The 14,621-nt window shown below is 68.2% G+C and carries 14 protein-coding genes; 5 read left to right on the top strand and 9 right to left on the bottom strand.

The window, feature by feature from the left end:
* Positions 1-42 precede the first annotated feature (42 nt).
* Positions 43-600: a phosphorylase family protein gene (locus ACZ0AA_RS17510; protein ID WP_400862073.1), complete on the top strand. Its 558-nt coding sequence runs from the start codon at positions 43-45 to the stop codon at positions 598-600.
* A 47-nt stretch (positions 601-647) separates the two neighbouring features.
* Here ACZ0AA_RS17510 and ACZ0AA_RS17505 read toward each other — a convergent pair whose 3' ends face one another.
* From ACZ0AA_RS17505 to ACZ0AA_RS17485, 5 genes are all read right to left on the bottom strand, one after another.
* Entirely contained in the window at positions 648-3,644 is a 2,997-nt protein-coding gene (locus tag ACZ0AA_RS17505) for an AAA family ATPase (protein ID WP_463513713.1), read from the bottom strand.
* A gap of 135 nt (positions 3,645-3,779) precedes the next feature.
* The gene (locus ACZ0AA_RS17500) at positions 3,780-4,934 is read right to left on the bottom strand and encodes an exonuclease SbcCD subunit D (protein WP_463513712.1); all 1,155 of its coding nucleotides are present in this window, start codon (positions 4,932-4,934) and stop codon (positions 3,780-3,782) included.
* 125 nt (positions 4,935-5,059) lie between these two features.
* Positions 5,060-6,505, bottom strand: coding sequence for an MFS transporter (locus ACZ0AA_RS17495; RefSeq protein WP_463513711.1), 1,446 nt, complete (start codon positions 6,503-6,505; stop codon positions 5,060-5,062).
* 329 nt (positions 6,506-6,834) lie between these two features.
* Entirely contained in the window at positions 6,835-7,302 is a 468-nt protein-coding gene (locus ACZ0AA_RS17490) for a DIP1984 family protein (protein ID WP_400862080.1), read from the bottom strand.
* 53 nt (positions 7,303-7,355) lie between these two features.
* A complete protein-coding gene (locus tag ACZ0AA_RS17485) occupies positions 7,356-7,664 on the bottom strand; it encodes a GNAT family N-acetyltransferase (protein WP_463513710.1) in 309 nt (102 codons plus the stop codon).
* A 331-nt stretch (positions 7,665-7,995) separates the two neighbouring features.
* Here ACZ0AA_RS17485 and ACZ0AA_RS17480 point away from each other — a divergent pair, with 331 nt between their 5' ends.
* The 3 genes from ACZ0AA_RS17480 to ACZ0AA_RS17470 are packed head-to-tail and all read left to right on the top strand — an operon-like array spanning position 7,996 to position 9,927.
* The gene (locus ACZ0AA_RS17480) at positions 7,996-8,697 is read left to right on the top strand and encodes a winged helix-turn-helix domain-containing protein (protein ID WP_400862082.1); all 702 of its coding nucleotides are present in this window, start codon (positions 7,996-7,998) and stop codon (positions 8,695-8,697) included.
* 35 nt (positions 8,698-8,732) lie between these two features.
* Complete coding sequence (locus ACZ0AA_RS17475) at positions 8,733-9,692, top strand: DNA-3-methyladenine glycosylase family protein (RefSeq protein ID WP_463513709.1); 960 nt, start codon at positions 8,733-8,735, stop codon at positions 9,690-9,692.
* 37 nt (positions 9,693-9,729) lie between these two features.
* Positions 9,730-9,927 carry a hypothetical protein gene (locus tag ACZ0AA_RS17470; protein WP_140036249.1) on the top strand — a complete coding sequence of 66 codons (198 nt, stop codon included), beginning with the start codon at positions 9,730-9,732 and terminating at the stop codon, positions 9,925-9,927.
* 3 nt (positions 9,928-9,930) lie between these two features.
* Here ACZ0AA_RS17470 and ACZ0AA_RS17465 read toward each other — a convergent pair whose 3' ends face one another.
* Genes ACZ0AA_RS17465 through ACZ0AA_RS17450 form a run of 4 tightly spaced genes read right to left on the bottom strand, consistent with a single transcriptional unit; the run spans position 9,931 to position 13,735 of the window.
* Positions 9,931-10,686: an iron ABC transporter ATP-binding protein gene (locus ACZ0AA_RS17465; protein WP_400862087.1), complete on the bottom strand. Its 756-nt coding sequence runs from the start codon at positions 10,684-10,686 to the stop codon at positions 9,931-9,933.
* Complete coding sequence (locus ACZ0AA_RS17460; protein ID WP_400862088.1) at positions 10,683-11,708, bottom strand: iron chelate uptake ABC transporter family permease subunit; 1,026 nt, start codon at positions 11,706-11,708, stop codon at positions 10,683-10,685. The genes ACZ0AA_RS17465 and ACZ0AA_RS17460 overlap by 4 nt, the downstream gene beginning before the upstream one ends.
* The gene (locus ACZ0AA_RS17455) at positions 11,701-12,690 is read right to left on the bottom strand and encodes an iron chelate uptake ABC transporter family permease subunit (protein WP_400862090.1); all 990 of its coding nucleotides are present in this window, start codon (positions 12,688-12,690) and stop codon (positions 11,701-11,703) included. Before ACZ0AA_RS17455 ends, ACZ0AA_RS17460 begins: the two co-directional genes overlap by 8 nt.
* Positions 12,691-12,742: 52 nt before the next feature.
* Entirely contained in the window at positions 12,743-13,735 is a 993-nt protein-coding gene (locus ACZ0AA_RS17450; protein WP_463513708.1) for a siderophore ABC transporter substrate-binding protein, read from the bottom strand.
* A 103-nt stretch (positions 13,736-13,838) separates the two neighbouring features.
* Here ACZ0AA_RS17450 and ACZ0AA_RS17445 point away from each other — a divergent pair, with 103 nt between their 5' ends.
* A complete protein-coding gene (locus ACZ0AA_RS17445; RefSeq protein ID WP_463513707.1) occupies positions 13,839-14,606 on the top strand; it encodes a siderophore-interacting protein in 768 nt (255 codons plus the stop codon).
* The last annotated feature ends 15 nt before the right edge of the window (positions 14,607-14,621 follow it).

Below are 14,621 nucleotides of genomic sequence, written 5' to 3'. Positions count from 1 at the left end.
GCTCGACTTCGCACCGATCGATACACCTGGCAGGATGGCGAGGTGAAACTTCTCGTCGCAGCCATGGCCTCTGAACTCGCAGCGTTCCCGGAGGAGCTCGAGGGGTTCGACCGGCTCGTCACCGGCGAGGGCAAGATGCAGGCCGTGTTCGCCCTCACCCGCGCGCTCGACGCCAAGGAGTATTCCGAGGTGGTGGTCGTCGGGACCGCGGGCGGCATCGACCCTGATCTCGAGGCCACCGTGCACGAGATCGGCAGCGCGCTGCAGCACGATGTGTTCGACCTCGACGGCGTCGCAGGTCAGCACGTGTCCCTGCCCGCGCGCGTGTCCACCGGCCGCGAGGGCGTGCTGATCGCGACCGGTGACAGCTTCGTCGGCGACGCAGGGATCACCGCCGTCATCCGGCCGTCCGGCGCCGGCTTGGTCGACATGGAGACCTACGCGTACATCTGGGTCGCGGAGCAGTTCGGGGTGCCGATCCGCGCGTTCCGCGCGATCTCGGACAGGGCCGAGGATGGCGCGCTCGTCGACTTCCGCGAGGCGATCGCTCGGTGCAGCGTGCAGCTCCGTGAGGTGATCCGCCGGGAGTACGGCGTCTGAATGCGGGCCGAGTGAACGCGCGCCTTCGGCGAGCGGGACGGTGACCCTCAGCGCGCTTCGATGATGCTCGGGCCCTCCGACGTCGCACGCACCCGCAGCTGAGCCGGGATCTGCTCCTGCATCGCCTCGACGTGGCTGATGACGCCGACGGTGCGTCCGCCCTGGCGGAGTTCATCGAGCGTGCGCATCGCGACATCGAGGGTGTCGCCGTCGAGCGACCCGAATCCCTCGTCGATGAACAGAGTGTCGAGGCGGATGCCGCCGGCTCGCGCGGTGACGACCTCGGCGAGCCCGAGGGCCAGGGCGAGAGAGCTGAGGAACGTCTCCCCTCCTGACAGCGACTGCGCAGGGCGCGTCTGGCCGGTGAAGGCGTCGAACACGACGATCCCGAGCCCGGATGCTGCTCCCCGAGCCGCCAGCGCGTCGGAGTGGCGCAGCTGGTAGCGGCCGGTGGACATGTCTCCCAGGCGTCGATTCGCAGCGTCGACGATCTCTTCGAGCTCTGCCGCCAGGACGAAGGTCTCCAGGGTCATCTTGCGGGTGTTGGCGCCGCGCCCCGCGATCGTGTCGGCGAGCCCGCGCAAGACCTCGTAGTCGGCCGCATCGTCCGCGGTGCGCGCATGCTCCGCCCAGGCGGCCTCGATGATCGCAGTGAGCTGCTCAGCCACGGCGGCCGCACGACCTGCCTCATCGACCGCCGCCGACCAGCGCTGTCGCGCGGTGAGAGAACGCAGCTCGGCCGGCCCGAGATCGATCTCCTCCTCCGGGAGAGTGCGGAGCTCGAGGTCGAGAAGGATCGCGCGCTCCTTCTCGCGCTGCACGGCATGCAGGGTGACTCGGTTCTCCAGTGCCGCCTGAGCGGCGGCAGAGCGGAGCGCCAGTTCGACGGCGGCGACTCCATCGAATTCGGAGGCCTCCAGCGCAGCATCCTGCTCGGCCTTCGCGGCGGCGGCCGCCTCAGCTCTGCGCGCTCGCTCCGCGGTCGCCTCGACCAGAGCGAGCGCGGCCTGGACCTCGGCCAGCGTCGCAGCCAGCCTGTCGGCGACGGACTCGTAGGGCCCTCGCGCGTCATCGATCGCCAGCCGCGTCTCGGTGACGCGCTGCGCCACGAGCAGCTGCGTCTCGCGCGCCGTGGCCAGTGCCGCAGAGTCACGTTCGCGCTCGCTGTCGAGCCGGCGGATGCGTTCGATCAGAGCATCGCGCTCCAGCTCGAGCGCAGTCCGCTGATCGAACGCGTCGGTGCTCTGCGCGAGAGCCGCTGTCGCGGTGTCGAGCTCTGCGACGGCCTCGTCGACCTCGCGACCGTCTGCACGGGTGATCGCCGCAGCGAGGTCGGCACGCAGAGAAGATGTCAGTTCGGCGGCGTCCCGCTCGCGCCGAGCGACCGCGTCGCGGGCGGATTCTGCTTCGTCGACGTCGTCGGCGGAGACGGGATCGGCATGCACGGCGGGAGCCGGGTGCTCGTGCGATCCGCACACCGGGCATGCCTCGCCCTCGTGCAGCGACGCCGCCAGCTCCCCCGCGAATCCGTCGAGTCGTCTCTGTCTGAGCTGGGCGAGGGCGGTCTGTGCGGCGGCGAGCGCAGCGCTGGTCTCAGCGAGCGCCCGCTCCGCCTCCGTCTGCGCAGCTCTGAGACGCACCACGTCGAGAGCGGCCGTGTGCCGGACCGCAGCGGCGTCTCGCGCTGCAGCCAGATCTCCGGCGCGATCGGCGAGCTGCCTGGCCGCATCGCGCGCGAGTGTCAGCTGTTCGAGCTCGGCGGGCAGCGCCACCAGATCGGCCTCTGCGGCGTCGATCCGGGCGGTAGCTGCCGCCACTGCATCATCGGCTGCTGCGAGTTCAGCATCGAGAGCGGAGGCTGAGCGTTCGAGCTCAGCCGCTCGCTCCCATGCACCGGTCTGCCTCGTGCGCTCTGACGCCCATGCCGCGAGGTCGTCGACGACGATCTCGTGAGCCTCCCAGTCCGCTCGTGCTCGCGTCTCGGCATCGACCGCCGCGTCGAGCGCGGACGCAGCCATGACAGCGCTCGCGATCGGAGCCCGCAGCATCTCCGCAGCCCGAGCATTCTGCAGTTCTCGACGTGCATCGGCGATGACCGCCTCATCGGCCTCGAGACGGTCGAGCGCGGCTCGCGCCCGATCCCGCTCGACCTGTGCCCGCTGCTCCTCCCGCGCACTCGCGAGAGCGGCATCCGCGGCGTCCGACTGCTTCTCCGCCTCGACACGCTCGACCGCCCGACGTTCGGCCCGGTAATCGGCACGAGCCTTCGCGCGGCGCAGACCATCGAGGCGTTCGTCTGTCGTCGCCGCGAAAGGCTCTGCCTCCTGCGCGGATGCCTCGTCTGTCTGCGCTTCGCTGTCACGCCCGAGGTCGGCGTTGCGGACCAGCCTCTCTCCTTCGTCGAGGCGAGCCGACACCGTGGCCAGTCGTGCACCGAGAGCCTGCTCGGCCGCCTTGCGCCGCTCGTCGAAACGCGACTGCATGTCTTCGAAGCGCTCGGTGCCGAACAGTCGCCTCAGCAGCCCCTGTCGTTCTTTGCTTCCCGCCAGCAGGAACTCCGAGAACCGGTTCTGCGCGAGCAATATGACCTGTAGGAACTGCTCGCGACTGAGCTGAAGGATCTCGTCGAGCTCGTAGGCTGCCTCGCGCTCTTTCGCGGCGAGACCGATCCACTCGCCGCCGACCGACGTGTCGAGCTGCACGGCCGCAGGTTGCACCGTCATGCCGCCACCACGCTTCTTGGGGCGCTCGTACTCGGGCGATCTACTGACCCGGTATCGGCCGGCCGGCGTGCTGAACTCGACCACGACCTCGGTGAGATCGTCAGGCTCGCAGTGATCGCTGCGCAACCGCTTCTCGCCACTCTCATACCGCGGGACCCCGCCGTACAGGCCGAAGCAGACGGCGTCGAGGATGCTCGATTTGCCGGCACCCGTGCGCCCGGCGATCAGGAAGATGCCGTCGTCGGCGAACGCGTCGAAGTCGACGATCTGCCGCTCGCGGAACGGGCCGAATCCTTCGACCTCGAGTCGGTGCAATTGCATCAGGGCATCTTCTTCGCTGTCGGAGCATGATCGCGGTGACGCATCACCGAACTGGATCGAGTCGTCACCGGACTGGATCGAGTCGTCACCGGACTGGATCGAGTCGTCACCGGACTAGATCGAGTCGTCACCGGACTAGATGAGGGCATCAGCGCGGACGCGGTCGTCGAGGACCTCGCGGATCAGCTCGCCCTCACGCTCCGTCGCGCCATGGCCCGAGCGCACATGTTCGAGGAACGCTTCGATGCGCTCCGGGTCGGTGACGGCGCCCCGCAACCGCTCGGCGTAGGAGCGCTCCGCCGCCGCAGACGCCTCAGCGGGCTGATGCTGCACCATCGCGCAGTGCGGATACCGCTCTCGGAGTCGCCGCATCGGCTCGGTCTGGGCGAGTGCGTCGGTGTACACGGCGCACACCCAATCGTCGGCGTGTGCGGCGACGTTCTCGGGAGACAGGATCTCGTCGAGCGTGCCGGTGAGCGTGACCAGGCGACGCGGCACAGGCAGCTCGAGCCAGTCGACCGACGCCAGTCCTGCCGCGTCGAGCTCGACCAGCCACGACCCGCGAGGTTTGTTCTGCTCGCCGAAGCTGTAATGCAGCGGTGCGCCCGAGTAGCGCACGCGCTCGCTGATCTGCTGGCGTCCGTGGATGTGGCCGAGGGCGACGTAGTCGGGCCCGTCGAATACGGCCAGCGGCACGACGTCGAGGCCACCCTGACGCACCTCGCGCTCGAGGCCGACGGTCGCGTCGACCCCCGCCGAGAAGCAGTGGGCGATCGCGACCGACCGGCCAGGGTGCTCAGCCATGCCCGCGCGCACCAGATCCATCGCGTGGGCGAGCGTCTGCGCCTGCGTGCGCAGCTCGACACCGTTCCAGTGCTGGCGCACGATCGCCGGCTCGAGGTAGGGGATGCCGTAGAAGTGCACCGGCCCGTCGGAGTCGGTCATGGTGACCGGTGTTCCGATCGCCAGCGGGTCGGTGAGCACGTGGATGCCGTCGCGCAGCAGACGCGCCTGGAAGCCCAGACGCGCGGCGGAGTCGTGATTGCCGCTCGTGACGATCACCCGTGCGCCCGTCTCGTGCAACGCGACCAGCGCGTCACCGAGAAGCGTATAAGCGGCACCTGCCGGTGTCGCCGAGTCGAACACGTCGCCGGCGACGATGACGACGTCGACCGCGTTCTCCCTGACCTGCAGCGTCAGCGCCGCGAGCACCTCGGCCAGCGCGTCCATGGTCGAGTTGCCATGGAAGGTGCGACCGATGTGCCAGTCGGAGGTGTGCAGGATTCGCATACTCACACGCTACGAACCCCCACCGACATTCGGTCCGAGGCGTGCCGCAGCGTCCGTTCCTGCCTGTCGGATCTGCACGATCCCGGCGGGAGCGGACGCCACGGCCGTCTCAGATGCCGTCGACGTCAGTGCGCGCCGACGGCGAGGCCTGGATGCGCCGGCATCAGCTCGTCCTTCGTGCCTCGCACCATCACCGCGGCGATGACGGCTCCGACCACCATGAGGATCGAGCCGACGATGAACACCCAGCCGTAGGCGTCGGTCATCTGCCACGGGGTGAGGTCGGCTTGCGCGTGGCCGCCGACCGATGCCGCGTACACGGCGGTGAACACGGACAGCCCGATCGATCCGCCGATCTGCATGGCCGAGTTCGCGACGGCGGATGCCACACCCGCGTCATGCGGGGCGACTCCCGTCAGCGCGAGATTCTGCAGCGGGATGAACACGAATCCCATCCCGACGCCGAGAAGGACGAGCGCCGGAGCGATCTGCACGAGATACGCGCCGTCCGGGGTGATGCCCGACAGCAGGAACAGCCCGGCCGCGGCGATCAGCGGCCCCACGATCAGCATCGGTCGCGGGCCGATCACCGTGAGGAGCTTCGTCGCGATCGGGGCGATGATCATCGTCGCGATCGGAAGCGGCAGAGTCGCGGCGCCCGCCGGCAGCGCGCCCATTCCGAGCACGAACTGGAGGTGGAAGGTGAGATAGAGGGTCGCACCGATCATGATCGCGCCCGCGACGCCCTGGATCAGGAACGCCCCGCCGCGCACGCGGTCGGCCACGACACGCAGCGGAAGCAGCGGCTGCGCGACGCGACTCTCGACCCAGACGAACAGGACGAGCAGGACCACGCCGATGGCGAGGAAGGTGATCGTGAGCGGGTCTCCCCAGCCGTTCTCCGCGAGGCTGAACCCGTAGACGAGGGAGCCGAGGCCGAGCGTCACGGTGATCGCGCCCCAGACGTCGTAGCGGTTGTCTCCGTCGGCCTTGCTCTCGGTGAGGAAGAGACCTCCGCCGACGAGACCCACCGCGACGAAGAAGAGATTGACCAGCAGGCACCAGCGCCAATCGGCGAACTCGGTGAGAAGACCGCCCAGCAGGAGCCCGACCGCGGCCCCGGTTCCGGCGACGGTCCCGAAGACCGCGAACGCCGTATTGCGCTCGCGCCCCGAGGGGAAGGTCACCGTGAGCAGCGCGAGGGCCGCGGGAGCGAGGAGAGCTGCGAAGACGCCCTGCAGTCCGCGGGCGAGAACGAGCTCCCACCCCGACTGGGCGAGGCCGCCGTAGAGCGACGCGGCGCCGAATCCGACCATGCCGATCATGAAGACGCGCTTGCGCCCGACGTAGTCGGCGACACGGCCGCCGAGCAGCAGCAGCGCCCCGAACGCGAGGGCGTAGGCGGTGACGACCCACTGCCGCTGGCCGTCGCTGAGGCCGAGATCGGCCTGGGCTCGCGGCAGGGCGATGCTGACGATGGTGCCGTCGAGGACGACGATCAGCTGAGTGAGAGAGATGACGGCGAGCGCCCACCACTTGGTCTGGGGGCGGGCGCGCAAGGACGATGACATGGAAGAACCTCCGGTGTCGGGAACGATGCCGGAGGTTTCGAGCCTCGGACCAGCACGCTCGGAGCGCCTGACCACCTCAGCCGACGGGGCTGAGCAGAGCATCCATATTACCCGACGTGAGGCTGTGCGAGTACGAGCGGAAGGTCCCCTGACCCACCCTCGTCACGATGATCGGCACGTGGTGATGCGACATGCGCGATGCGCGATCACATGTGCGGGGTGCGGGGCTGCGCGATGCGAATCTGGGCTGCCCTCCGCCCGACATGGGCCGGAATTGCCCCTCCGGCTGGGGTTGTGCCCGCCTCGTCGTGACTACCGACTTCCGCTCGCTACTCCTTCAGGTCATGCAGCCAGTTCGCCTGCTGGATCCGGTTGTCGAGCTCGCGCAGCTCCTGCGCGACCGCATCGGCGCGTGCCCGAAGCTCGGCGACGGGCAGTGCGGAGATCTGGCGCAGTTCCGACCTCATCTGTCGGAGGAACTGATCGTTCGCTCCTGATGCGGCAGCCGCCGCGTCTGCCAGCAGCGAGTGCTGCAGCCGCAGGACGTCGCGTGCCGCGAGAGCATCCGTCATCGTCCCGTCCGCGCCCAGGTCCAGCCGCGAGTTGGTCGCGTTGATGCGCCGGATCAGGTCACGCAGCTGCTCGAGCGCGGCGTCCCCCTCGACGAGGAGCGCTGCCGCATCCTCCGCGGGCTCCTCCCCCTCCTGATATCGGGCGTTCGCCGTGATCCGGGCACGGAGCTGCTCGATACGACGCTGCAGGTCTGCGCGGGCGGTCAAGGCCTCTGCGAGTTTCATGCCCTCATCCTGTCAGCACGCCGCCGTGTAACACAGCGTCACACGGCTGGTCGTCAGCGGGTGCGAAGCAGAGACGCGTGTTCGGGGTGTGCCTGGAACCAGTCGGAGACGTACCAGCACACCGCATCGACCTTGCGATCTGCGCGCGCCTCGATCTCGGCGACGGCCCCCTCGACGACGACACCGGCATAGCCGTGGCCGCGGAATGTGGGGATGGTGAAGGCCCTCGTCAGGGCGATCGTATGTCCGTCGTCGCGATAGTCGAGCACGCTCACGAGCTGCCCGTCCCGCGTCAGCGTGTACCGCGATGCATCCTTCTCATCGGTGAGGATGAAGCCTGCGGCGAGGGTCGAAGTGGTCACCCTCTCCACGTTACGCCCGCCTCCCGCACCGACGGCCGTTTTGACACGCGCGGACTTCTTCCGACATAATCCCCCCATGACTACCAACGCAAGCCCTTTGTCCGCCCAGGAGGCGAACAGGACTGCCGGGATGATGATGCCCGGTCGCGTTGGCATGTGTTGCCGAATGTGTCGCTGAACGAACAGCCACTCCGTCTGACCTGACTTCTCGCGATCTGCGAGGTATGGGTCATCGAGCATCCACCCTTTGCTCGCTCTTCCGGCTCGCCCGGTCATTCATGCAACGCATCAGAGCCCCTCTTCCGGCTCACGTCCTGAGGACTTCATCATCATGTCGAACATCGCACTTCTCGAGCGTCCCGCCGCCACTGCCGCTGTCCGCACCGCATCAGCGCCCACGACCGCACCGCTCGATGCAGACCTTCCCGCCGTCCGCTCGCCCCGCGGCTTCGCCCTCTACGTCGGTCTCGACGAGATCAAGGCGGCCGAAGCAGGGGTGAGTCTTCCGCTTCTCGTCGACGCCCTGCGTCGCACCCTCGCCGAGCTGGCGCCCGGCGCCGAGACGCACGCCACCGTCGCCCTCGCCCCGCACGGGTCGGGTGGACGCGACCTCGACGTCGTCCGCCTCGCTCTGCACGAGCCCGGAGCGATCGCTCGCACCAAGGCCGCTGCCGAGGAGGAGACCACCGACGAAGAGGGTGGCGTCGTCGTCGACATCTCGCGCAAGCGGGTGCTGATCGACGGAGAGTCCGCGGCGTTCACCTACAAGGAGTTCGAGCTGCTGCAGTACCTCGTTCTTCGCGAAGGACGCACGATCGAGCGCAGCGAGCTCGTCTCGGCACTGTGGCAGGCGCAGGACGACGAGACTCCCGGCGAGCGCACCATCGACGTGCACGTGCGGCGCCTCCGCGCGAAGCTCGGCCGCTACGAGGACATCGTCCGCACTGTGCGCGGCATCGGCTACCGCTTCGACCGTCACGCAGACGTCGTCATCCGCTACGGCCACGGCACACCCTCGCCCGACCGCTTCTGATCCGAGTGTCAGCCCCGCCACGTATGGTGGGGCCCATGACCCTGACCGCGGATGCCGGAGCCGCCGACGCGGCTCCTCCCAGCGCACCGCGCGAGACGGTGTACCGGCCCGCCGCCTCAGTGGATCTCCACTCGACGGTCGGCATGCTCCGTCGAGGCCCCGGCGACCCGACGATGGTCTTCGACGGCCCGGTGATCTGGCGCACCGTCCGAACTCCGCTCGGCGCCGCGACCCTGGCGCTGCGCGCGCAGAACGGCGAGATCAGGGCCACCGCGTGGGGTCGTGGAGCCGAGCACGCGCTCGACACCGTGCCTGATCTGTGCGGCGCCGGAGACGACCCGTCAGGCTTCGATCCTTCACACCATCCCCTGATCTCCGAGGTCCACCGTCGTGCACCCGGCATCCGCCTGGCTCGCACCGGCGTGGTGTTCGATGCTCTCGCCTGCGCCATCATCGAGCAGAAGGTGACCGGTCTCGAGGCGTTCCGCGCGTGGAGACTGCTCGTCACGAAGTTCGGCGAGCGAGCGCCGGGTCCGACGCCGAGACCGATGTACACCGCTCCGACCGCGGCACAGTGGCGACGCATCCCGTCGTGGGACTGGCATCGTGTCGCCGTGCAGCCGCCGCAGTCGAAGACCGTCGTGAGAGTGGCCGAGCGTGCAGAGAGCATCTCGCGCGCGCTGCTGGCCGCGCCCACCGGTGACGACCGTGACCGCGTGCTGACGAGCCTCCCCGGCGTGGGGGTGTGGACCTCGGCTGAGACCCGCATCCGGGCACTCGGCGATCCGGACGCGGTGAGCGTCGGCGACTATCACCTCGCCCATCAGGTGGGGTTCGCCCTCACCGGCCATCGCACCGACGATGACGGGATGCTCGAGCTGCTCGCTCCCTGGGCGGGTCACCGCCAGCGCGTGATCCGCCTCATCTTCGCGAGCAGGATCAGCGAGCCCCGACGAGGCCCCCGTCTCTCGCCCGAAGACCACCGCAGTCGCTGACCTCCCGTGGAGGGCGAATCGCCTTTAGGCTGAGCCCATGTCGCGCAACGTGCTCCGCTTCTCCGTCACCGCAGGGCTTCTCATCCTCGGTGTCGTGATCGGCCTGATCTTCCAGAACGTCTGGCTCGGCATCCTGCTGGCCGCGATCGTCTGGCTGGGATGGTTCATCGGCTACGAATCCCGCCGTGGCCGCAATGCCGGCGTCAACGACGAGGACCACGGCGTCGAGCTCTGAGCGTCAGTAGTAGACGGCGAGGGGACCAGAAGGGCCCTCGACCACCTGGACCGACGTATCGAACACGCGGGTGAGCACCTCGCCGGTCATGATCTCGTCGGGCGGGCCGAACTCGACGACGGCTCCGTCCTTCATGGCGCAGATGTGGTCGGCGTAGTGCCCCGCGAAGTTGATGTCATGCAGCACGATGACGATCGTGCGTCCGAGCTCCTCAGCCGCCCGACGCAGGTGCTTCATCATCTGCACGGCATGCTTCATGTCGAGGTTGTTCAGCGGCTCGTCGAGCAGCACGAACTCGGTGTCCTGCGCCAGCACCATCGCGACGTAGGCCCGCTGTCGCTGGCCTCCGGAGAGCTCGTCGAGATAGCGCCGTTCCAGGTCACCGAGGTCGAGGAAGTCGATCGCCCTGCTGATGATCTCCTCGTCATCGCGGGTCAACCGACCCTGCGAATGCGGGAAGCGTCCGAACCCGACGAGCTGACGCACGGTGAGGCGGGTGACGAAATGGTTCTCCTGGCGGAGCACCGAGACGATCTTGGCGAGGTCCTTCGACTTCGTCGTCGCCACGTCGTACCCGGCGATCTCGATCGTGCCGGCGTCCATGCCGCCGAGCCGGCCGATCATCGTCAGCAGCGTCGACTTGCCTGCGCCGTTCGGACCGATCAGCGCAGTGATCCCGCCCGCGGGGATCTCGAGGTCCACGGGGCCGATCGCGACCTCGTCGCTGTAGTGGCGGCGGACGCCGTCGAGTGTGATCACAGCCTGCCCTTTCTGAGGATGACGATGAGGAAGACGGTTCCGCCGACGAGCTCGATGAGGATCGAGACCATGCCCTGCGCATAGAAGACGTTCTTCATGACGAAGTAGGCCCCGGCGAGGATCGTGAAGGCCGTCAGCACGGCCACCGGGAAGATCAGTCGATGATCGTAGGTGTCGGCGAACTGGTAGGCGAGGGTCGCGACGAGGAAGCCGAGGAACGTCATCGGTCCGACCAGTGCGGTCGACGTCGCCATCAGCACGGCGACGAGGAAGAGCACGATGTAGAGCTCGCGCTTGTGGTCGAGGCCGAGCGAGCGGGACACATCGGGGCCCAGCGCCAGCAGGTTCAGCCTCCGCGACCTCAGCCACAGCAGCGCGGATGCCACGACGCACAGCGGAATCGCGAGCGGCAGGTATGACGCATCGGCGTTGGAGACATTGCCGAACAATCGCGCCGCCAGCACGTCGAACTCGCTGGGGGTCAGCAGTCGCTGCATGAAGGTCGAGATCGCTCCGAGGCCGCCGCCGATGATGATGCCGATGAGGAGCATGATCTGCAGGTTGCCGTAGCGTCCGGACAGCAGCCATCCGTACAGAGCCATGGCGAGCCCCACCATGATGACGACCTGCAGGCCGAACTGCCAGACGCCCTGGATCGCGACGAGCCCGGCGACACCGAAGAGGTAGACGGTCGTCGTCTGCACGACCCGGTAGAGCGACTCGAAGCCCATGATCGACGGCGTGATGATGCGGTTGTTCGTGACCGTCTGGAAGCTCACGGTCGCGATCGCCTGCGCCACGGCGACCACGCCCATCACGGTCACGTTCGTCACCCGCAGCTTCGCGATGCGCCAGAACCCCGGAGACCCGATCGGCATCGGGTTCTCCCAGGCCAGCAGCCCGAAGGCGAGGGACACGGACAGGACGATGAGAGTGCCGAGCACGATGATGTATCGCCGCCGCGCGCGCGGAGTCGTGAACGATCCCGAGGTGCGGGCGCCGGCCGCTGTCACGCTAGCCACGACGACGCTGCCTCAGCAGGAGCAGGATGAAGACGACCGCGCCGACGACTCCGAGGATCAGTGACACCGGCACCTCGAACGGCATGATGATCGTGCGTCCGATGATGTCGCAGACGGTGACGATCGCGATGCCGAGCAGGCAGACCCACGGGAGGTTGCTGCGCAGGTCGTCACCGCGGACCATCGAGACGACGTTGGGGACGATGAGTCCCAGGAACGGCAGGTTGCCGACGACGACCGTCACGACGCCGGTCGTGATCGCGATGAGCACGGTTCCGAGGAGGATCACCCGGTTGTAGTTCACCCCGACGTTCGTCGCGATCTCCTCCCCCAGTCCGGCGATCGTGAGACGGTCGGCTACGACGAAGACGACGACTCCGACGATCGCCACGATCCAGAGCATCTCGTACTGCCCGCGGAGCACCGACGTGAAGCTGCCCGCGAACCAGACCCCGATGGCCTGCAGCGAATCCGTTGCGAGCGCGAAATAGGTCGACACCGATCCGACGACGGCACCCAGCATGATGCCGACGATCGGGACGATGAGAGACGACTTCAGCGAGACTCGGCGCAGGAAGGCGAAGAACACCATGGTGCCGATGAAGGCCGCAATGATGGCACCCGCCATCCGCAGCGGGATCGACGGGTTGGGCACGAGCACCATCACGGTCAGCAGCCCGAGCCCCGCCCACTCGGTGGTGCCGGTGGTCGTGGGCTCGACGAAGCGGTTCTGCGTCAGCAGCTGCATGACGAGGCCAGCCATGGCCATCGCGGCACCCGCGAGGACGAGCGCGATCGTCCTCGGCACGCGGGTGATCTGGAACATCTCGGCACCGTCAGCGGCTCCGGCGATGTCGTACACGCCCGTGAAGAGGGATACGACGAGAAGCGCGAGGACGATGAGGATGCCGACGAGGAGCTTGACGTCGAAGAGCCGCCCGGCAGATCGGGGCGGCTCGACGGAGAACGCGGTGCGGACCATGATGAGACGCCGGCCGGCGGCCTCCGCCCTCGAGCGGATGCCGCCGAGCGGACTACTTCTGAGCGGCCTCGAGGGCGTCGGCGAGGTCGTTCAGGAACGTCGTGTAGGTCTGGATGCCCTCGTTCAGGTAGGTGTCGGTGGGCATGTAGACGATCTGCTCATCCGCGACGGCCGTGACGCCGGCGAGTGCTTCGGAACCCTCCAGGATCTCGGATGCCTGCACGTAGTCGGGGGTCTCTGCGGCGAACACGGCGTCGCGGTCGAGCACCAGGAGCCAGTCGGGGTTCGAGGCGGCGATCGCCTCGACCGAGATGTCGTCGCCCTGGTGGTCGTCGGAGGCGTCGTCCACCTCGAGCGCCGGGGTCAGCCCGAGGATGTCGTAGATCGGCCCGAGCGAGCGACCCACGGTCGGTGCCAGATATCCGATCTCGCCGCCCGAGGTGTTCACCGCCATGACGGTGTCGGCGTCGTCGTAGGCGGCCTTCGCCCGCTCGACCGCCGCGTCGAAGTCGTCGACCAGCGCCTCTGCCGCGTCCTGCTTGCCGAAGATCTCGCCGAGCACTGTCACCTGTCGCTTGAGCTCGTCATCGAAGGGCTCGCCCTCGCGAGGCTCGAGATCGATGATCGTGGCGTCGGGTACCAGCTCGGCGATGGCCTCGTTGTGCTGCGTGAAGCGCTGTCCGCTGATGATGAGATCGGGTTCGACGGCGACGATCGCCTCGAGGTCGGGCTCGCTGTGCAGGCCGATGTCGACGATCGAGTCGTCGTCGAGGTAGGACACCGTGTCGGGCATGAGCGCGACCGCGCCGGCGGAGAGCTCGACTCCCCAGTCGGAGAGCGTCTGGAAGGTGCGGTTGTCCAGTGCGACGACGGATGCGGGAGGCGTGGCGATCTCGTGGGATCCGGTGTTGTCCTCGATCGTGACGGAGTCGGCGGCGGGCGCGGTCTCGGCCGGCTCTGCTTCTGCTCCGGAGGCGCAGCCTGCGAGGGCGAGGAGACCGACGAGACCGACGCTCGTGGCGCTGAGGATTCTGGGCATGGACATGGAGAGACTCCTGTTCTGCGGTGTGGAAACGCGCACGATCGGCGCAGGACGATCGACTTAGGCATGCCTAACTTCGACCTGAAAGATAGGTTAGCCTTACTTTATGAGCGATACGAAATCCGGCTTCTCGATCGAGCGCCGAGGCCTCGACCTGCGGTTCCGCACGGTCACCCTGAGCGCCCGAGAATGGCTGGCACCAGACTTCGTGCGTGTGCGCCTCACCGGCGGCGACCTCGAGGGGTTCGACTCCCCCGGATCCGACGACCACATGCGCCTGTTCTTCCCCGCGGGCCCCGTGGGTTCCATCGAGGAGATGCGGGCGGCTCCGAGTCGCGAGTACACGCCCCTCGCCTGGGGAGCGGACTGGCTCGACGTCGAATTCGCAGTGCACGGAGACGCGGGTGTCGCAGCCCCCTGGGCGGCGACTGCCCCTCTGGGGTCATCGATCGGTGTCGGCGGGCCCCGCGGGTCGGCTGTGCTGAACGGCAGCCCCGGCTCCTGGCTGCTCGTCGGAGACGAGACCGCCATCCCTGCCATCCGGCGCTTCGCGTCGCTCATCCCCGCGGGCGTCGCCGCGCGAATCGTGGTCGAGACGGTCTCGGCGGGCCGCGAGATCGAGATCGAGGCGCCCGTCGAAGTCGAGTGGTTGCATCGCGGCGACGCGCCGTCCGGGTCGGCGCTCATCGCATTCCTCGACGAGCTCACCCCTGACGAGTCGATCGGCGAAGACCCTTTCGTCTTCATCGCGGCCGAGCAGTCGATCGTGAAGTCGGGGCGTGCGCTGCTCGATCGCTGGGGCATCCACTCCGCCAACGCGGTGGTCAAGGGCTACTGGAAGCGCGACGAGGCGGAGTACCACGCTCCGCACTAGTGCAACGCGCGCGTC

This window comes from Microbacterium sp. AC035 (assembly GCF_979258485.1).
Note: the sequence above shows the minus strand (reverse complement) of the source record. Positions and strands in the feature narration are given on the sequence as shown.